The sequence below is a fragment of the Rhabdobacter roseus genome (assembly GCF_014202275.1).
Taxonomy (GTDB): domain Bacteria; phylum Bacteroidota; class Bacteroidia; order Cytophagales; family Spirosomataceae; genus Rhabdobacter; species Rhabdobacter roseus.
In genome coordinates this window covers 1,001,063-1,019,497 of record NZ_JACHGF010000001.1, presented here as the reverse complement: position 1 = coordinate 1,019,497, position 18,435 = coordinate 1,001,063, and the positions used below count along the sequence as shown (strand labels likewise).

Sequence of the window (18,435 nt, the reverse complement as noted above, 5' to 3'; positions counted from 1 at the left end):
AGGGTGGAGGGCATTCAATTAACGTACCAACGGGCTGTGGCTGGGCAGAGGTACTTTGGGGTAGGCAAGGGTGGGTAACGCGGCGGGGCAGATTGGCGTAAAAATTCCCCAATGGGTGATGTATAAATAAAAAAATAGCCTACCGCATAACAGTAGGCCATTCCACGTAAACCCTCCTCTATCTGTGATTATCGTTGTTCTTTTTTTGAGGCCGCTTTCGGGATAACTCCATTCAAGCAGCAGGTCGATTTATCGATCGACGAAAAAGATTATTAAATCTTTGTACCACCTTTTGAAGCAAAGTACCTAAAATTGATAATTGGCTGATTATCAATACTAAAAAAATTTATACAAATATTTAACGGGTCAATTTTGGGAATTGTTTCCCCATTTCGTTGCCCAGAGGCGTTCCCATTGTTCCCCAAAATGTGCTTCTAAGCTAGATTTGACGGATCATTTCGATGTGCTCGATGCCATCTTCCAGGTACATGGGGCTCGCGGCACGAAAGCCAAAGGCTTCATAAAATCGCTTGAGGTACAACTGAGCGCCAATCTGAATAGGTACCGGACCGTAGAGCTGCTCAATAGCCCCGATGGACCGCTGCATAAGCTCGCGGCCCAGGCCCAGATGCCTCACCGAGGGCGAGGTTACTACCCGGCCGATGGCGGCGTGCTCAAACGTGAGCCCCGCCGGAACCAGGCGCGCGTAGGCCGCCAGGGTACCTTCTTCCAGGTAGGCCAGCAAATGGTGGCAGTCCTGGTCTTTGTTGTCCAGGTCTTGAAAGGGGCATTGCTGCTCTACCACAAAGACTTCGTTGCGCAGGCGGAGTACCTGGTAGAGCTCATGCAGGGAAAACTCGGAAAAGGCTTTGACTTGCCAGACGATCTTCATAGCGTTTGGGCGGCGTGGGGGTTATAAAGGATTTTGTTTTATTTGGCGGGGATGAATTCGCTTTCGTAATTTTACGGTTCAATATGTCAATAAATGTATAGCTATACAAGTACTACTCATGGGAAGAGCATTTGAATACCGGAAAGCGCGGATGTTTAAGCGGTGGAGTCACATGGCCAAAACCTTTACGCGCATAGGTAAAGATATTGTGCTGGCGGTAAAAAGCGGCGGTGCCGACCCGGCTACCAACTCCCGCCTGCGCGCCCTGCTCCAGAACGCCAAAGCCGCTAACATGCCCAAAGATACCATCGAACGGGCTATTAAACGTGCTACGTCCAAAGATCAGGAAGACTACAAGGAGATGGTGTACGAAGGCTACGGCCCGCACGGCGTCGCGATCCTGATTGAAAGTACCACCGACAACCCCACCCGAACCGTGGCCAACATCCGGAGCTACTTCAACAAGCTGGGCGGCAGCCTGGGTACCATGGGTATGCTGGACTTTATCTTTGATCGCCAGTGTATATTTAAAGTAACCCACAAGGGCCAGGACATTGAAGAGCTGGAGCTGGAACTCATCGACTTCGGAGCCAGCGAGGTATTTCTGGACGAAGAAACCAACCAGATCAACATCTACGGCGAGTTTACGGCCTACGGCTCCCTGCAACACTACCTGGAAGAAAACGGCTTTGAGATCGTGGAGTCAGACTTCGAGCGCATCCCGAACGACACCAAGTCGCTCAGCGAAGAAGAAGTAGCCGAAGTAGAAAAGCTCATCGAGCGCATCGAGGAAGACGACGACGTGCAGCGCGTGTTTCATAATATGGGGTAGGTACTTTGGGGGGTACTTACCTATGGGCAGCCGGGTGATGAGCCCGGCTGTTTATTTTTAATAAATGCTTTCGATCTGCTGCTTCTTTCCCTGAAACAAAAAAGGCTCCCCGGCCTGCTTGCCAATCAGGACCTGCCCCACCGGTGACGCCGCCGATACGGCCAGCACCGTGGTACCTTCCAAGGCCACGGCCCCCACGCTCACGGCAATGAAGTACCAGCTGCTCGTGGTCTTAACCAGGGTACCTACGGCCACCCGTTTGGTGGCCTCGTTCTCGCTGACGCGTTCCAGCACGGCTCTTTCCTGCCGGGCCTGCTCGTACTGCCGGGCGTGCATGTTGCGGTCGAGCTGGCCCATGGCGCGGGCGGTTTCGTACTTGTCGCCGGCCGAGCTTTTGCTGGCCTCGTTGGCCGAAGCCTGCGCGGCATCCATGGCCGCCCAGGCCACGGCCATGCGCTCATCGAGTAGCCCCTTCAGATGGCCGATCAGCTGTGTCTTTAAAGTCATATTCATTCCGTTCAACGTTGTTCACCCTCCAAAAAGGTTCCTCCACCTACTATCTGCGTTTGTAGTGATGCAATTTTGTAAGAAAGTACTTTTATTTGTTTATTCATACCTTTCTTTTGGTTTCACCTCATCCTCATTTTCTCGCTCCCTGTTTGTATGAAAGAAGCAATCATTGAATTACTCAATAATAACCAGGACTGGGTGGCAGAAATGCTGGCTAAGGACCCGGATTTTTATGTAAAAGGGGCCCAGGGGCAAGAACCCAAGTTCCTTTGGATTGGCTGCTCCGACAGCCGCGTTCCGCCCGACCAGATCACGAAGACCTCGCCCGGTGAAATCTTTGTGCACCGCAACATTGCTAACCTGGTGGTGCAGACAGACATGAATCTCCTTAGCGTGTTGCAGTACGCCGTCGAGAACCTCAAGGTACAGCACGTGATCGTGTGCGGCCACTACGGCTGCGGAGGTATCAAGGCCGCCATGGGGACGGCCCATCTGGGCCTGATCGATAACTGGATCCGTCAGATCAAAGATACCCAGAACTATTACTGGAAACAACTGGAGGTACTTCCCGAAGACGAGCGCTTCGACCGCCTCGTGGAGCTCAATGTGATCGAGCAGGTGTACAACCTGGGCAAAACCAACATCATCCAGAACGCCTGGGAAAAAGAAGACCGCCCCTACCTGCACGGCTGGGTGTACGACATCCGGACGGGCTACATCAAGCAGCAAACGTCCATGATCCACGACGAAGAGACCCTGAAAGAGGTGTGTAAATTTGAAATGGGGGTCATCGGCCACTAAGGTACCTCATCTCGTGCCGTCGTGCTGGGCTCCAGAGGCCGCCGTGGAACGGAATCCCACGTTTATAGCCATCGCCATCACAACCTGCTTCTTACGACCCCAGCGGGGTCGCACATTCATTTACAAAAGCAAATCGCCGATTTTCCTCCTCAGGAAAATCGGCGATTTGCTTTTCAAGTATCCGTCAAAGTACCCTCGCTAGTACCCCTGGTTTTGCTTCAGGTACCCCGGCAGGTTGGAGGCCCCGTCGATGGCCGTTTGCGGAATCGGGAAAATCCGTTTGTTTTTGTCGGTGTTGGTTTTTTCCGTCCAGGTACCTTCGTACTTGCCAAAACGAATCATGTCGGTCCGACGCACCATTTCCCAGTAAAACTCAAAGCCGCGCTCGCGGTAGAGCAGGTCCAGCGACATGGCTGTGAGCGGGGGCGGCGGGGTAGAGATGGTCCGGGCGGCGCGCACGGCATTGACGTCGGTCAGGGCTCCGGCGGCATCGTTGCTTTTGCGAAGCTTGGCTTCGGCCCGCATGAGGTACACGTCGGCCAGGCGCACAATGGAAAGATCGGCTTCGCCAAAGTTACGACCACTCACCGACTTCCGGCTAAACTCGTACTTCTCTACCCGGTAGCCGGTGTAGTAGTTGCTGCCCGCCACGGTAAAGTCAATTTGCTCCGTAAAATTAACGGGTAGGTTGGGTAGGTTGCGGGTGTCGTGGTGGAGCTTGCCCACTTTAAAATTACCGTTGGGACACTTCAAAAACACCCCATTCCGACGGATCAACCCGTACTGCTGCCCGCGCAGAATACCCCGATCGACGTGGAAGTCGGCCTCGGCCACGCAGGAGTCGCCGGGGTTGGTATAGATGGAGAGGTTCTGCTTGTAAAAGCGGGGATCTACCTTGGGGTCCAGGGGCGCGTAGGCATTGACCCACGTACGGTAAAAATCAGACGTGATGCCAGGGCCGTCGGTGCCGTTGGCGGCCGGGTAGGCTGGCAGCGGGAATTGATCACCGGACAACGAGAAGTAGGCCATGCGGTTGTGCCCGTTGAGGTCGGCGCGTTGGTCTACGGCAAAGATCAGCTCCTTGTTGTCGTGGTTGTTGGAATTAAAGATAGAAAAATAGTCACGCGAGAGCTGGTACTGTCCCGAGTTGATGATCTTGTCGCTATACTCCACAACTTTGTCCATATCCTCCGGCTTGAACGTAAATTGCGTAGCGTAAGGATCGCGATAGACGGCGGCGTTGAGGTGCAGGCGCGCCAGTAAAGCCCAGGCGGCACCTTTGGTAAGCCGACCGGGACCTACGCCGGTTTCGAGGTTGGGCTCCACGGCCAAAAGCTCACTTTTAATGTACTCCACGGCCGCATCACCGCGCAGGATCGTCGAGTTGGCACCCAGATCATCCTTCATAAACACCAGTCCGAAAAGGTCCAGCGTCAGCATGGAATAGTAGGCACGCATCCCCCGCGCTTCGGCCAGGAACGTCTTGGCCGAAGGGTCGTTGAGCGTCGGCAGGGTGTTGATGGCCGTAATGGCCCGCGACATTCCTTGCAGGATCAGGTTCCAGGTATTGCGGAGGTTGGGATCGGTGCTGGTGTAGGTGTGCCGGTGCATCGAGAGGTAGATCCCGTTGTCGCCCCAGTCGGTACCACCGCGGTAGGGCAAGATGGCTTCGTCGGTCGAGATTTCCTGTAGGTTGAAGTAGTTGGTATGCAGGAAAATATCCGGCAGCCGCGCATACACCGGCGCGATGATCCCCTCGGCGGCTTGCTTGTCGGAAAGGCCCGAGGCGGAGGTTTCATCCAACACGATTTCGTTCAGGTCGGTACAGCTATAGGTACTTAGCGCCGCCGCTACGATCAGTAGAGAATATAGTTTCTTTTTCATAAGTACAAAAATGTTAGAAAGTTACGTTCAGGCCCAGTACTACGGTGCGCGCCTTGGGGTAGCTCAGGTAGTCGATCCCGTAGGAAGAAATGCCGTTGATGGTGCGGTCGGTATTGACTTCCGGATCGTAGCCGTCGTACTTGGTCCACACGATCAGGTTCTGGCCCGTCGCCGAAAGGCGTACGGCTGATACCCAACGGTTGATGCCCAGCGCCCTGGTGTTGAAATTGTAGCCCAGCGAGAGGTTATTGAGCCGAAAGAAAGCGCCGTCTTTGAGGTACCTGGACGACACCGGTGCCGAGTTGTTGATGGATTCGTTGGGGTACTCTACGGCCTCGGGCGTGGTATTGAGGCCTTTAGTTAAGCGTAGCTTGTAAAAATTGGCGTTGGCCGTATTGTCGTAGAGCTTGTTACCGGCTACGCCGTTGAAGTTGGCCTGCAAGTCGAAGCCCTTGTAAGCCACGCTTCCGTTGAGATTGAACATCCGCGTGGGCAGTGCGCTACCCACAGGTACGCGGTCGTTGTCGGTGATGATCCCGTCGCCGTCAACATCCCGGAAGGTACTGATGCCTTGCTCGTCGAAGCCGGTGAATTCTTTCAGGTAGAAAGTACCAATGGGCTGGTTGTTGATGTAGCCATTGATGGTAGCCGAGGTAAGACCCGAGCCCGAAGCCGAACCCGAGGGAATCACCGAGTACGGTGAGTTGGTCACCTGGTTTTTGATGAACGTAATGTTTCCTCCCAGGTCGAAGCGCAAGCCATTGGTGGCCGTGTAGCGATAGTTCAGCTCCAGCTCGGCACCCTGGTTAATGATGTTCATGTCCTGCACGTTGGTCCAGAAAGTACCCGCGGGCTGTACGGGATCGGCCGGGATAACTTCCAGCAGAATGCCGTTTGATACCTTCCGGAACAGATCCAAGGTACCTGACAACGCCCCGTTGAAGAGCCCGAAGTCGAGCCCGAGGTCGGTCTGGGTCGAGATTTCCCACTGGATATTAGGGTTGGCCAGGCGCGAGTAGGAAGTACCCGCCGGATACGGCCCCGTGGGGTACAGCGGGTAGCTCGTCGAGGCCGATACCTGCGAGGTAAACAGCGCCTGCGTGATTTTGGGCGGAATTTCCTGGTTACCCGTTTGTCCCCAACCCGCGCGTAGTTTGAGGTCGTAGAAAGGCGACGACTTCATGAAGGCCTCTTCGGAAAGCCGCCAGCCCGCCGAGAACGACGGGAAAACCCCGTACTTGTTGTTGGCCCCGAATTTGGACGAGCCGTCGGCCCGCACGGTGGCCGTAAACAGGTACTTGTCTTTGAACTGGTAGTTGACCCGCGAGAAGAACGACTGCAGCTCGTTGATAAAAGCGTAGCCGCCCAGCCTGTTGAGGGCAAGCGTTAGCTCCTGGCCCAGCCCCGGATTGTAGATGGGCTCAATGTCGGAAATGGGGAATTTATTGATGCTGTTGCTGCGTCCCTGCACAAAAATCTTCTGGTACGAATGCCCGGCCAGGGCCGTCAGGTTGTGGCTGTTTTGGGAAAGCGTGTAGGTGACGTAGTTTTCGATGAGCTTGTTCCTATTCCAGGTATAGATCGTCTCCAGGCGGCCTTCCTGCAACGGCTCGGCGTTGGGCAGCGACTGTAGATCGCGTACCGAGCTGGAATTGTCAATTCCGAAGTTTAGCTTATACACCAGCCCCTCGATGATCTTGAAGGAAGGCGAAATGTTTCCGAGCACGCGGTTGATGTTCGTCACGTCTTTCTCCAGCCCCAGCGTAATGAGTGGATTAATGCCGCTGGCGTAGCGGAAAGGCCGGCCGTTGGCGTCGTAGGCGGGGTAGGTAGGGTTGGCCGAAATCGCACCGCCCAGCATACTCCCGATCGGCGGGCGCTCATTTTGGGTGTAGGTAGCATTCAGGTTTACGTCTACGCTCAGGCGGTCTTCCAGAAACTTCTGGCTCACGTTGATCCGGCCCGTGTAGCGGTTCATCTGGCTGTTTTTCAAAATCCCCTGCTGCTTTTGCAGGCCAAAGGAGCCGTAGTAGGTCAGCTTGTCGGCTCCGCCACCCAGCGACAGGTTGTGGTTGTGGGTATAGGCCGTGCGGGTAATTTCCCGCTGCCAGTCGGTATTTCCGCCCAGGTCTTCCAGCACGCCGCCCACGGCAGGTACCTGCCGCCGGTACTCATCGGCCGAATACACGTCCAGCGCGCGGGCCAGCGTAGAGATACCCAGGCTCGACGAATAGTTGATGGTAGAGACGCCCGCCTTGCCCTTGCGGGTGGTGATGAGTACCACGCCGTTGGCCCCACGTGAGCCGTAGATGGCCGTCGCCGAGGCGTCTTTCAGTACGTCGATGGACTCGATGTCCTGCGGGTTGAGGAAGTTGAGCGGATTGGTAGCGCCGCCGGTACTTGAGTTGTCTAGCGCCATGCCGTCTACCACAAAGAGCGGGGTACTTCCCGTCCGGACGCCGCCCGGCCCCCGGATCGTGATGCCCTGCGCTCCGCCGGGTTCACCGCTGGCGGAGGTTACGTTCACGCCCGATACTTTTCCTTGTAGCAGCTGCTCGGGGGAGTTGATAATCCCCTGGTTGAACTCGGTACTTTTCAGCGACTTCACCGCGCCGGTCATGTCTTTTTTGGAGGCACTTCCGTACCCGATCACCACCACCTGGCTCAGGTCAGAGGCTTCGGACTTCAGCATTACGTCGAGGGTTGTTTGGGTACCTACCACGATCTCCTGTTTTTCGTAGCCAATAAAGCCAAACACCAGCACGGCGTTGCCGTCGGGCACGGCAATGGAGTAGCGCCCGTCGGCGTCGGTGTTGGTACCGCGTTGGGTACCTTTTACCAGAATGTTACAGCCCACCAGGGCTTCGTTGGTGGTGGCGTCCAGCACGCGCCCGGTCACCGTGATGTCGACGGCCTTGGTGCTCCGGCTGGCCAAAGTACCTCGGGCCGAAGCCAGCGCGTCGGTTTGGGCATAACTCTGCGGGACACTAAGCCCGCAGACCACCAGCAACCATACGTACCAGGCCACCGCCGGAGGAGAGAAAGAGGAAAGTTGTTTCATTGCGTCAATTGATTTAAATGGGTCTTAATTATTTTACAAAGCAAAAAATACTTATTAATACTTTTCCAATTCGTAAAAGAATTTAATAATTTGATAAAGAGAAAGATGTGTCCTAATGACACCTACTTACGTAGTGGCTAAAGTACTTCGTAAGTACCTTGCCATCAAGGCAAATCGGGAACCTTAAAGTACCCCGGAAGGTACTTTGGATGAGCTGAAAAGGAGTTGGGCACTGAGGGGTACTTTTCAAGGACGGTACCCAAAGATGTTCAGTTGCAGATCCATCACGTCGTTGTCGCGGTAGCGGTGGTTCGTGAACGGACGCAGACGGTGCTGGTTGGTATCGACGTAGTACCGGAAGCCGTTCTCTTCAAATACCCTCATGACGCCGGCCAGCCCCTGCGGGTGGTCAACGTACGAATGAAACTCCACGAAGAGATTCTGAACGTGCCCCAGCACGTCGTGGCAGTCCTGAAGTACCTCGATCTCGGCCCCTTCGATGTCTATTTTCAGGAAGTCGATGCGCTCCTCGGCCACGAGGTAGTTGCGTAGCCGCACGGAGGGTACCTGGCGGCGCTCGGCGGTAGAAAAGATGGAGGAAGAATCGGCGGCCTCGCTCCCAAACCACACGCCCTCGTCGTCGGTCCAGACGGCGCGGTCTACCACCTCCACGTCGGTGATGACGTTGCGGAGCAGGTTGGCCCGGAGCAGGTCGGCGATGGCGGGCTCGGCCTCAAAAGCCGTGATGCGGGCCGCGGGGTACAGCTCCTTGAAGTACAGCACGCTCATGCCCACGTTAGCCCCGCAGTCCAGAATCACGGGGGTACTTTCGGTAGTTTGGAAGTGGTAAAATTCGTCGGCAAAGATTTCCTTATGCTGAAACAAAAACGACATCACGTCAGGTACCTGGAGCGTGTATTTCCCAAACGACACCTGCGTGAGCTCGTGGCGGGGGCGGTCGCCGTAGCGCCGCAGCAGCTGCACAAACTCGCGGTCTCGGGCGGTGCGGAGCGTGCGGTAGGGTTCTTTGAGAAGGTAGCGTAGCCAAAACATGGGGCGAAGATAGCAATTTTAGTAAGGATAGAAGGCGCAGCGCCGGTACCTTCAAATTCGGTAGCGCAGCCAGTTCTTGATTTTTACGGGCCAGGGTAGTTTATAAAACCGCCCAAGTACCTCCTGCACCGCCGGGTCGGGACGTAGCTCGGGCGGGAAGTGTACCTGCTGGTCACTCAGCTCCTCGCCGTAATACGACGTACTGAACGTGAAGTTAGTACCGCTGCCGTCGGTACCGATGTTCCGGATCTTGGAGCGCACCGGGTACAGGCTGTACGCGCCGCGCCGCGCCTGGCTGTAGGTCCAGCGCACCGACCACGAGTCGATGACGCCGCGCTGCTGCTTCACGAGCATGGGCCAGAGGTCTTCGCCACCGCGGGTGAGTTTTCGTCGCTCGGCTTTGTTTTTCCGTAGTTTTTCAAAGTCAAGTACTTGCCAGTCGGCTTGCTGCCAGCGGTTGCGCCAGGTACCCCAACCCCAGGAACTGGTGCGCGGCACCAGGTACACATCGTGGGGGTACTTGGGCGGCAGGGCCAAGGGCGGTGCGTAGCCCGTTACGGAAAAAACATCCGCTCTATTTTTATAGGTACCTAAAGCTTCGTTCATGAAATCTAGGAAGTCGGGCGTGCAGAGCATGTCGTCTTCCAGCACCACCACCCGCTCGTGGCGCGCAAGTACCTCACTCACGCCCGCAATCACGGAGACCGCCAGGCCGCGATTCTGCGCCGCCGCCACGACATGGGTACTTTTAAAACCTTCCACCGTACTCAGGTACCCCCGGACCTCCTGCACCAGGGGTACTTCGGCCTCGGTTTTGGGCCCATCCGAAAACACAATGAGCTCCGTCTCCGGCGCCAGCGCGTTGGCCGCCAGGGCTTCGACGGTCTGCCGTAGGTGCCAGGGACGGTTATAACAAAACAGCACGACGGGCGCAAGTACCTCGGGCATGGGCTAGCGTTTTTCGGCGTCGATCAGCAGCGAGGTATACCGCAGCTGGCCGTCCTGGTTGCGCGGATCGTGGTCGGCCGAGCGCCGCACCATGCCGTCCTCGGGGCTCCAGGAAGCCTTATGAAATTGTCCGTTTTCGTCGAAGTACTCCAGCGCGTGTACCTTGAAGCCGATCTCTTCCAGAAACGCCCCCATGAGCCGGTAGTTGTAGAGGATCTTGTGGTCGTCGGCGCCGTCGCCGGTGCCGCCGGGCTTTACGTTATTGATGTAGTCCGGGTCAGGATGAAAACCGTCCGGCACGGCCACGCGAAGTACCCCGCCGGGCTTCAGGAAGGTATGGCAGTTGGTAAAGGCCAGCTTTCCTTCGGCTTCGGTGAAGTGCTCCCAGACGTGCTCGGCCAGGATACGATCCACCGTATTTTCGGGAAAATAAACGGCCCAATCTTCTTTTTTAAGAATGTTCAGCGTTTCGATGTCGGTCAAGATCCAGCCTTTGAGAAACGAGTAGCCCGAGCCAATCACCAGCCGCACGGGCTGAGTGGGGTCATAGGTACTTAGCTGAAACTGGCTGTAGGGTTTTTTAAGAAAACCAGCAATGAGTTTTTCGGTAGAAATCATATTCAAAAAGGCCGGACCGACGGGCCGACGTTCGTTTATTATTTTGCCAAAGATACAAAAAGTTAGGGTGCCGACGGCGACACCAAGCGGGTGAGATACTTAGGGTACTTTTTTAAGTACCCTACTGCGCACCAAGGACCAACCCGCCCGGAAACCCGCCGAAATATCGTCCGACACGCGCCAGGCCAGTACCCCGCCGCCAAAAAGAACCACCACCACCACCGACCGCAGCGCTACGTCCAGCAGGGTGGCCAGCAGCGTGGGCGTGGCCGGGTGCGGAATGAACCACAGCAGCGCGTAGGTACCTGCTATGAGCACCGCCACCTTCAGCGTAGCGCCCGTAAAGGGCTGAATGCCCATTTTGTACCAGATAAAAAACAGCTTGGAGGCGTTGTAGACCACCGTGGAGAGCAGCGCCGCCGCCGCCGCCCCGTTGAAGCCAAAGGCCGGGATCAGCGACAGGTTACTCACCAGGAGCAGGGCCGTCAGGAACACCATAAACACGATGTCGTAGCGGTAGTAGCGCGAGTTGACCAGGATTTCGGAGTTCAGGCCGGTCATCATGTCCACGACCCGCCCCAGCCCGATCATGAGCACCACCCATTTGCCCTGCGCGTAGATGTCGGACTTGGGAATAAGCGTAAAGATGGAGTCGATATTGCCCCAAATCCCCAGCAGCAAAAACGAGCCAATGATGAAGAGATTGAGGGACGATTTCTTATAAATGGTGTCGATGTGCGCCAGGTCGTTGCGGAGGTAAGCTTCCGAAATGATGGGGGCGCTGATCATGACGATGCTGTTGCGCGGGATGGCGATCACGAGCGCAATGCGCGAGGCGATGTCGAAAATGGCGGTGTTGCCCAGGCCGCCCTCAAAGCCCGGCAGCAGGATTTTCTCGATGTGCGGCAGCAGGGCCGCACTGGCCCCGGCCAAAAGTACCCACAGCCCGTAGCGGTACATTTCCTTGAAGGCTGGATGCCGGATAAAGCCGAAGTCGAGCGAGCGGTAGAGGTTGCCCTGGAAGTGCAGGTACACCAAAATAGCCGCGATGGCCAGCGCGTAGCTCAGCACCGTCAGGCTCACCATGGTGTCGAACGTGATGTACCCCAGCCCAAACAGGACCACAAAAACGCTGTTGGCCAGCCGCAGGCCCACTTCCCGGATCAGCGATGGGACCACGATACGGAGGTGAATGCGCGAGTAGGCCTCCAGCGCCAGCAGGTACGCCATGCCCGCCGTGAGCGGAATGAATACGTAGTAGTAGCGCACCAGCATGGGCGAGTGCTCCGCGTAGAAGTCGATGTAGAACGGCTTGAAGAGCAGGTACAGCAGCGTGAACGCACAAAGCCCCAGAAAGGGCACAATGAGTATGAAGCTGAAAAGCTGCCGACGCGCCGCCTCGCCCTGAAACTGGCTGTGAAAACGTACCGCCGTGGAAGGTACCCCCAGCAGCACAAACGACATGTAGATAACGGGGAACGTCAGGAGCGTGGAGGCGTAAAGGCCCAGCTGCTCCTGGCTCAGGAAACGGTTGTAGAGAATCAGTACGTTGAACATACCGATCAGTACGCCCACGTACGTCACGACGGAACTCTTTAATCCTTGGCGGATGATAATCCCCATGGGAGGAACAGGCTACGTGATAAAAGCAGCGAAATACGACAAAAAGCGCAAAATAGCCTAACTTTGGCGCGTTGTATCCCAACCTAAGTACCTCTGATAGTGAAAATCCTGAACGTCGTGGGGGCTCGCCCCAATTTCATGAAAGTAGCCCCGCTGCACCGGGCTTTTGGCCAGCATGGCGGCTTCGAATCCAAGATTGTCCATACCGGCCAGCACTACGACGCCCGCATGTCGGACGTTTTTTTTGAGCAATTAGAGCTCCCCCGCCCCCACTACTTCCTGGGCGTAGGCGGCGGCAGCCACACCCAGCAAACGGCCCGCGTCATGCTGGAGTTTGAGCAGGTACTTAGCGCGGAGAAACCCGACGCCGTGCTGGTAGTAGGTGATGTCAACTCCACGCTGGCCTGCGCGCTGGTAGCCGCCAAGGAGCACCTGCCGGTGCTACACGTGGAGGCCGGCTTGCGCAGCGGCGACCGCCGGATGCCCGAGGAGCTCAACCGCATCCTCACCGACAGCCTCTCGGACTACCTCTTCGTGACGGAAGCGGCCGGGCTGGAAAACCTGAAGCGAGAATCTGTGCCCGACCAAAAAGTGTTCCTGGTGGGCAACGTCATGATCGACTCCCTGGTGTACTACCTACCCAAAGCCCGGTCTTTGAATCTGCTCCCCGCCCTCGGCGTAGCGCCCCACTCCTACGTGCTCATGACCATGCACCGCCCGGCCAACGTCGACCACGAAGCCGGGCTGCGGAGCATCGTCCAGATCGTGAAGAATACCGTGGCGCATAAGCAGGTACTTTTCCCGATTCACCCGCGCACGCTTTCCAATCTGGAGAAATTTGGTTTAAAAACGGAGCTGGACGCCCTGCCCAACCTGCACCTGATGGAGCCGCAGGGGTACCTGGAGTTTTTGCACCTGATGGAAAACGCCGCGCTCATCATCACCGACTCGGGCGGGATTCAGGAAGAAACGACCTACCTCAAAGTACCCTGCCTCACCTTCCGCGACTCCACCGAGCGTCCCGTGACCGTGGAGCTGGGTACCAACTACCTCCTGCGCGACCTCGACCCCACCACCGTACACGAGCACCTGCTCACCATCCTGGCTGGTAACGCCAAAAAGGGCGAAGTACCTCCCCTCTGGGACGGCCAGGCCGCCGGGCGCATCGTGGAAGTACTGGCGGGGCTGTATTTGGGGTAGCTTGGCAAAAAAGTACAGGTACCTATTTATTTTTTTAGAAAAATAGAGTTTGTGAAAAAAGTAAAACAACAAGTTTGGGCGCTCCTCAACGCGCTGGGAATGGGCGGGGCGCTACAACTGCACCTGGCCAGCGGCCTGCGGGACGACGGCTGGTTTCGGAGCTTCCAAACCAAGCGCCCGGTCGATGCGCAGGGACAGCCCATTCCGTGGTACAGCTACCCTTTTTTGTACTTTATCGAGCCCCGAATCAAGGCTCACTTCGAGGTATTTGAATACGGCTCCGGCAACTCCACGCGTTGGTACGCCCAGCGGGTGCAGCACATTGCCGCCGTAGAGCACGATACCGACTGGATCAAGATCGTAGCACCCCAACTACCCCAAAACGCCAGGCTGATCGAAAAGCCGCTGGGCAACCCCTACGTGCAGGCGGTGGCGCTGGAAGGGAAAAAGTACCATATAGTAGTGGTCGACGGCCGCCAGCGGGTAGACTGCGCGCGCTACGCCATCAACTACCTCACGCCCGACGGGGTACTTATCCTGGACAATTCGGAGCGGGAAATCTACCAGCCCGCCCGGGAGTACCTGCAGCAGCAAGGCTTCCGCTGCCTGGATTTCCGCGGGATGACACCCATCGTGAGTATCAATTCATGTACCTCGGTATTCTATCGAGACGGTAACTGCTTGGACATTTAGGTACCTACCTCAGCTCCTTCCAGTACGTTTTCTTGCTCGATGCGACGCCGCCCAGGCGCTCTTTGAAGCGTATCAAACCGGGCTTCGGTGCGCCCAGGTGATCGGCGGAAGTACCCAGGTCGAGCAGCGTCATGCCGTGCTGCCAGGCGTAGCGATACAGGGCCTCGGTGAGCATCACGGTGGGGCTGTAGGTACGGTAGTCGGGGTGATCGGCCGGGCAGAAGTTGTACAAAATCATAGGGCTGACCCGAATGGCCACCGTCAACGAAACCAGGGTACTTCCATCCCGAACGGTAAAAACAAGTACCTCCTGGGGTAGTTGGTTCAGAAGCCTGTGAAAGTCCGCCTCGGACATGGAAAAAGGGTACCCCTTGGCGCGGCGGCTGTTTTCTATAAAACCATACACCACGGCCACGTCAGGCTGCTGCCACAGCTGAGCCCTAAAGCCCGCGCGGCGGCATTTGCGCAGTCGCCGCCGCTCCGCCGGAGCCAGCTGTGCTACCAGGTCGGGCGTCGTTACGCCGGGCGTCGCCACGCCGGGCGTAGCAACCGGGATATGGTGGCTCAGGCACTCTTCTACAACCTGGTAGTTTTGCTGCGTGTAGATTTGGTCCAGCTTTTGGAACAGGCCGGGCGCGTAAGCCGCCGGAGCCGTGGTGAGCGTGAGCGATTGCATCTGCTGGCTTCGTGCCCATGCCTCCACGCAATCCAACAAAAACCGCCATCCTTCGTCCGGAACGTACAAACTACCCTGCAACCCACCGATGGGGGCCCTCACGGGTGAGTAAGCGGCGGGCCCTACTTGGGTTATGTGTACTAACCCAACAACCCTGCTCGTGGCTTTTTCTACCAAATAAAATAAAAAAACAGGCGTATCGACAACTTGCGTACGAAGGTGCCGTAAGGTAGCGTACAGGAGAGGCGTGAACGAATAAAGGTACCTGGGTACTTCTGCTCGGGTGTACAGGTGTACCTCATAGCCAGCGCGTTGCCAGGTACTGGGGGAGTGGATGGGCGGTTGGTGCTTCAGCATCATGGCTCCAAACATACCTAAAAAAACGGACTTCAGGCTACCTTCGGGCGGGGAAAGTACCATGACCCACCCAAGTAACTGACGGAGGTACTTAGGGTGTAATTAAAGTCCATAAAAAGAAAATTGGCACGGTCTTCGCTTCGAAGTAACCGAAAGCAAACGTTACTGTTGCCAATGAAGACAAATCTATATCTAAAAAAGCCTCTACGGCACCTCCTGAGTGCTTTATCCCCAAAAGCAGGGTTAGTAACCGGGCTCGTGCTGGCTACTACGCTGGTAGCCAATGCGCAGCTGAGCGGCTCCGTTTTTCGTGATATGAACGGGGACGGCCTTCGCCAGACCACGAGCCCTGCCGAACCGGGCGTGAAAGCCGTGAAGGTGACCGCCTACCTGGCCGACGGCTCCACCCTGGCCACGACCACGGATAGTACCGGTGCTTACAGTTTTACCGTAGCTGGTGGCCTGAAGGTACGTCTGGAGTTCAGCGAACTACCCTTTGCGTCTTACTCCGGCATGCAGGGCATCAGCAATGCTTCCTCGGTGCAGTTCGTGACGACGCCCACCACGACGGCTCATTTGGGCTTGAGCGACCCGCTCATGTACTGCAACACTCAGCAGCCCGATCTGGTGACACCCGGCTACGTGGTAGGCGACGCGGCCAGTGGCAGCGGAGCCGCCTCACTTAATACGCTCTTCCGGTTTCCCTCCAACGCAACGGGCCAGGGCATGGTACCCGGCCCGCTGGCGGTAGCCGGGCAGCTAGGTACCGTGTGGGGCGGTGCTTACCAACGGCAACACAAAAAACTTTTTCAGGCGGCCTTTCTGAAGCGCCACAGCAGCCTGGGTCCCTTAGGGTTGGGAGGAGTATATACGGTGGATTTGTCCGGCGGGGCACCCGTAGTGACGCCCTACGTAGATTTAAGCCAATTTGTGCGCCTGAGTAGTCCCGAAGACAGTACCTTGCTGCTCACCCGGGACCTGAACCCGGATTATAAAGTACCCAGTGTAGACTCGGCCGCTTTCGGGCTGGTGGGCAAAGTAGGGCTGGGTGGCATGGCCATCTCGCCCGACGAAAAAACGCTTTGGTTTATTAATTTATACGAAAAAACGCTGGTACAACTTACCATTGGCTCACCGGTCAAGCCGGGCAATCAGCTCACGGCGGCCGACGTGGCGTCATTCCCGCTACCTTCTCCCAACTGCGAAGGCGGTGAAGTACGTCCCTGGGCCCTGGAATACCGCGAAGGCGCCCTCTACGTGGGGCTGGTGTGTGATGCAACGACGAGTGAACTCGGTACGCCGCGCCAAAATCTGGGGGCCTACGTGTACCGATTCAACCTGGCTACGGCGCAGTTTTCAAGTACCCCGCTCATCAGCACTGCCTTGGATTACCGCAAGGGCTGGGTACACGCCGGGGTACTTCAGAGCGAATACTGGGAGCCCTGGACCGACGACTGGAGTGCCTTTACGACTTCGCTCCTTTCCGTTAGCAGCGGTATTTCGACTTATAGAATTTCCCGCCCGCAACCCATTCTCTCGTCCATTGCCTTTGATTCCGACGGCTCGCTGATCCTGGGTTTCATGGACCGCACCGGCCACCAAACCGGCCGCAACCAGCGCGGTATTATGGCCACTGACACCACCAGTTGGTACAGCGGCTACGTGGGGGGCGACATCCTCCGCGCCCAGTACTATGCCGATGGTACCTACGCGCTGGAAAACAACGGTACCTCCGGTAGCCTGAGCAGCCTCGGGGGCGTAGGAAATGGCCAGGGGCCGGGCGGTGGCGAATTTTACTACGCCGAAGAGTACCGCGACATTAACTCGGGCAACCCGCTGCAACAGGAAACCTTCATGGGAGGGCTCGCCGTAGTACCCGGCGGCAACGAAGTACTGGCGGGGGTCATTGAGCCTTTCACGACCTGGTCGGGCGGGGTAGCGTGGTTTAGCAACCAGGACGGAAGCCGCTCCAAAGCTTACGAACTTTACGATAGTAACCCCATTGTACCCGGTGATCCCGTGCAGGCTCAGTACCTGGGCAACGCCAACGGCCTGGGGAGCATCGAAGTACTTTGCGAGGCGGCCCCGATCCAGATCGGAAACCGCGTGTGGCTGGATACGGATCAGGATGGTGTGCAGGACCCCGACGAGAGCCCACTGGCGGGCGTCATGGTGGCGCTTTACAACCAGGCCGGGAGCCTGGAAGCCCTCACGCAAACCGACGCCAACGGACAATACCTTTTCAGCTCGCCGGTACTTTCTTACAACAAAGCTTACTACGTAGTGTTTGGTACCAATGGTGCGGCTTCGCAATTTGACAAAGCCAGCCAGGTACTTAGCCTCAACGGGGCTTACTACAAACTAACGACCACCAACACCGGCGAAGGGGATCACGCTGACCTGAACGACTCCGACGCCCAGCTGGCCACCGAGCTCCCCACCAGCCTCAACGGCTATCCCTACATTGCGGTCCAGACGGGGGCACCCGGACAAAATAATCCCAACCTGGACGCTGGCTTTATTTCCTGCTGGGTCGATGCCGGTGCCGACACCACGGTATGCGCCGGTATTACCTCGGTGCAGCTAGCTCCCGCCGCACCGGGTGCCAGTTGGGCAGCCCTGGGGACCAACCCGGCCGCCGCTACCATCAACAACGAAGGGCTGATTGAGGGACTGACCGAAGCCGGGCACTACTACTTCGTACTTGCGCAGAGCGAAACCTGCCGCGATACCATGAAAGTAACGGTAAAAGCGGCTCCCAGCGCGACGGCTATGATCACGGCACCGACGTGCCTGGGCAGTACCAGCCTGAATGACGGTAAAATTCAGCTCACGGGCTATGGTCCCGACGAGCAGTACAACCTGGCGTTGGGAGGTACTTTCAGCGAACCGATCCATGATGCTGCACAGGCTATCCCCGAAGGAGGCCTTATTCTGGCCGACGTAGCTAATCCCGAGCAAGGCTCGCAAGCCTACACCATCCGGCTCTTTGACAGCGTTACGGGTTGCACGCGCGACGAGCTAGTAAGCGTCAGCCGGGTTGATTGCGGCTGCGGCGACGTAAAACTGATTTGTGTACCCGTCGTTATGAAAAAAGTACGTAGCCGGTAATCGTCTCATTCCCATAATACACGAAGCCCCATTCCAGGTAGTGAGCAACTACGGAATGGGGCTTTGCAATGGGTACCTAGCCAGAAAGTATTTCAATCAGGTACTTCCTGCGTTGGTTTCCCCTTTTTGTACTTTAGTTAGTTTTCGGTAACGAGTGAACATTTGAAGTTAACGTT

Annotated in this window: 14 protein-coding genes; 5 read left to right on the top strand and 9 right to left on the bottom strand. The window is 56.7% G+C overall.

Annotated features, from left to right (window positions below; all coding sequences use genetic code 11):
- Positions 1 to 439: 439 nt before the first annotated feature.
- Positions 440 to 892 (bottom strand): GNAT family N-acetyltransferase, encoded by a 453-nt coding sequence (locus HNQ92_RS04255; protein ID WP_184171376.1) that lies wholly within the window; start codon positions 890 to 892, stop codon positions 440 to 442.
- A gap of 118 nt (positions 893 to 1,010) precedes the next feature.
- Here HNQ92_RS04255 and HNQ92_RS04250 point away from each other — a divergent pair, with 118 nt between their 5' ends.
- On the top strand, positions 1,011 to 1,724 hold the full coding sequence (locus tag HNQ92_RS04250) for a YebC/PmpR family DNA-binding transcriptional regulator (protein ID WP_184171373.1): 714 nt from the start codon (positions 1,011 to 1,013) through the stop codon (positions 1,722 to 1,724).
- Between the two features lie 57 nt (positions 1,725 to 1,781).
- Here HNQ92_RS04250 and HNQ92_RS04245 read toward each other — a convergent pair whose 3' ends face one another.
- Complete coding sequence (locus tag HNQ92_RS04245; RefSeq protein WP_246439594.1) at positions 1,782 to 2,237, bottom strand: transcription elongation factor; 456 nt, start codon at positions 2,235 to 2,237, stop codon at positions 1,782 to 1,784.
- 150 nt (positions 2,238 to 2,387) lie between these two features.
- Here HNQ92_RS04245 and can point away from each other — a divergent pair, with 150 nt between their 5' ends.
- Positions 2,388 to 3,035 carry a carbonate dehydratase gene (gene can / locus HNQ92_RS04240; RefSeq protein ID WP_184171369.1) on the top strand — a complete coding sequence of 216 codons (648 nt, stop codon included), beginning with the start codon at positions 2,388 to 2,390 and terminating at the stop codon, positions 3,033 to 3,035.
- A gap of 198 nt (positions 3,036 to 3,233) precedes the next feature.
- Here the strand turns inward: can and HNQ92_RS04235 are convergent, their stop codons facing one another.
- From HNQ92_RS04235 to HNQ92_RS04210, 6 genes are all read right to left on the bottom strand, one after another.
- Positions 3,234 to 4,919 (bottom strand): RagB/SusD family nutrient uptake outer membrane protein, encoded by a 1,686-nt coding sequence (locus HNQ92_RS04235; protein ID WP_184171367.1) that lies wholly within the window; start codon positions 4,917 to 4,919, stop codon positions 3,234 to 3,236.
- A 13-nt stretch (positions 4,920 to 4,932) separates the two neighbouring features.
- Positions 4,933 to 7,980: a SusC/RagA family TonB-linked outer membrane protein gene (locus HNQ92_RS04230; protein ID WP_184171365.1), complete on the bottom strand. Its 3,048-nt coding sequence runs from the start codon at positions 7,978 to 7,980 to the stop codon at positions 4,933 to 4,935.
- A 246-nt stretch (positions 7,981 to 8,226) separates the two neighbouring features.
- Complete coding sequence (locus HNQ92_RS04225) at positions 8,227 to 9,033, bottom strand: FkbM family methyltransferase (protein WP_184171363.1); 807 nt, start codon at positions 9,031 to 9,033, stop codon at positions 8,227 to 8,229.
- 51 nt (positions 9,034 to 9,084) lie between these two features.
- Entirely contained in the window at positions 9,085 to 9,981 is an 897-nt protein-coding gene (locus tag HNQ92_RS04220) for a glycosyltransferase (RefSeq protein ID WP_184171361.1), read from the bottom strand.
- A gap of 3 nt (positions 9,982 to 9,984) precedes the next feature.
- On the bottom strand, positions 9,985 to 10,599 hold the full coding sequence (locus HNQ92_RS04215) for a class I SAM-dependent methyltransferase (protein ID WP_184171359.1): 615 nt from the start codon (positions 10,597 to 10,599) through the stop codon (positions 9,985 to 9,987).
- 99 nt (positions 10,600 to 10,698) lie between these two features.
- Positions 10,699 to 12,222 carry a lipopolysaccharide biosynthesis protein gene (locus HNQ92_RS04210; protein ID WP_184171357.1) on the bottom strand — a complete coding sequence of 508 codons (1,524 nt, stop codon included), beginning with the start codon at positions 12,220 to 12,222 and terminating at the stop codon, positions 10,699 to 10,701.
- A 99-nt stretch (positions 12,223 to 12,321) separates the two neighbouring features.
- Here HNQ92_RS04210 and wecB point away from each other — a divergent pair, with 99 nt between their 5' ends.
- Both wecB and HNQ92_RS04200 read left to right on the top strand, forming a co-directional pair.
- The gene (wecB, locus tag HNQ92_RS04205; RefSeq protein ID WP_184171355.1) at positions 12,322 to 13,422 is read left to right on the top strand and encodes a non-hydrolyzing UDP-N-acetylglucosamine 2-epimerase; all 1,101 of its coding nucleotides are present in this window, start codon (positions 12,322 to 12,324) and stop codon (positions 13,420 to 13,422) included.
- A gap of 51 nt (positions 13,423 to 13,473) precedes the next feature.
- Positions 13,474 to 14,115, top strand: coding sequence for an FkbM family methyltransferase (locus tag HNQ92_RS04200; protein WP_343062944.1), 642 nt, complete (start codon positions 13,474 to 13,476; stop codon positions 14,113 to 14,115).
- Between the two features lie 4 nt (positions 14,116 to 14,119).
- Here the strand turns inward: HNQ92_RS04200 and HNQ92_RS04195 are convergent, their stop codons facing one another.
- Complete coding sequence (locus HNQ92_RS04195; protein ID WP_184171353.1) at positions 14,120 to 15,211, bottom strand: GNAT family N-acetyltransferase; 1,092 nt, start codon at positions 15,209 to 15,211, stop codon at positions 14,120 to 14,122.
- A gap of 195 nt (positions 15,212 to 15,406) precedes the next feature.
- Between HNQ92_RS04195 and HNQ92_RS04190 the strand changes: the two genes are divergently transcribed.
- Positions 15,407 to 18,259: an SdrD B-like domain-containing protein gene (locus tag HNQ92_RS04190; protein WP_221307364.1), complete on the top strand. Its 2,853-nt coding sequence runs from the start codon at positions 15,407 to 15,409 to the stop codon at positions 18,257 to 18,259.
- Positions 18,260 to 18,435: the final 176 nt, after the last annotated feature.

Excerpts from the sequence above, each read along its gene's own strand:
- HNQ92_RS04235 (WP_184171367.1), bottom strand. The coding sequence starts at position 4,919 with ATGAAAAAGAAACTATATTCTCTACTGATCGTAGCGGCGGCGCTAAGT.
- HNQ92_RS04250 (WP_184171373.1), top strand. The coding sequence starts at position 1,011 with ATGGGAAGAGCATTTGAATACCGGAAAGCGCGGATGTTTAAGCGGTGG.
- HNQ92_RS04215 (WP_184171359.1), bottom strand. The coding sequence starts at position 10,599 with ATGATTTCTACCGAAAAACTCATTGCTGGTTTTCTTAAAAAACCCTAC.
- HNQ92_RS04225 (WP_184171363.1), bottom strand. The coding sequence starts at position 9,033 with ATGTTTTGGCTACGCTACCTTCTCAAAGAACCCTACCGCACGCTCCGC.
- HNQ92_RS04195 (WP_184171353.1), bottom strand. The coding sequence starts at position 15,211 with ATGGTACTTTCCCCGCCCGAAGGTAGCCTGAAGTCCGTTTTTTTAGGT.
- HNQ92_RS04245 (WP_246439594.1), bottom strand. The coding sequence starts at position 2,237 with ATGAATATGACTTTAAAGACACAGCTGATCGGCCATCTGAAGGGGCTA.
- can (WP_184171369.1), top strand. The coding sequence starts at position 2,388 with ATGAAAGAAGCAATCATTGAATTACTCAATAATAACCAGGACTGGGTG.
- HNQ92_RS04210 (WP_184171357.1), bottom strand. The coding sequence starts at position 12,222 with ATGGGGATTATCATCCGCCAAGGATTAAAGAGTTCCGTCGTGACGTAC.
- HNQ92_RS04230 (WP_184171365.1), bottom strand. The coding sequence starts at position 7,980 with ATGAAACAACTTTCCTCTTTCTCTCCTCCGGCGGTGGCCTGGTACGTA.
- HNQ92_RS04220 (WP_184171361.1), bottom strand. The coding sequence starts at position 9,981 with ATGCCCGAGGTACTTGCGCCCGTCGTGCTGTTTTGTTATAACCGTCCC.
- HNQ92_RS04255 (WP_184171376.1), bottom strand. The coding sequence starts at position 892 with ATGAAGATCGTCTGGCAAGTCAAAGCCTTTTCCGAGTTTTCCCTGCAT.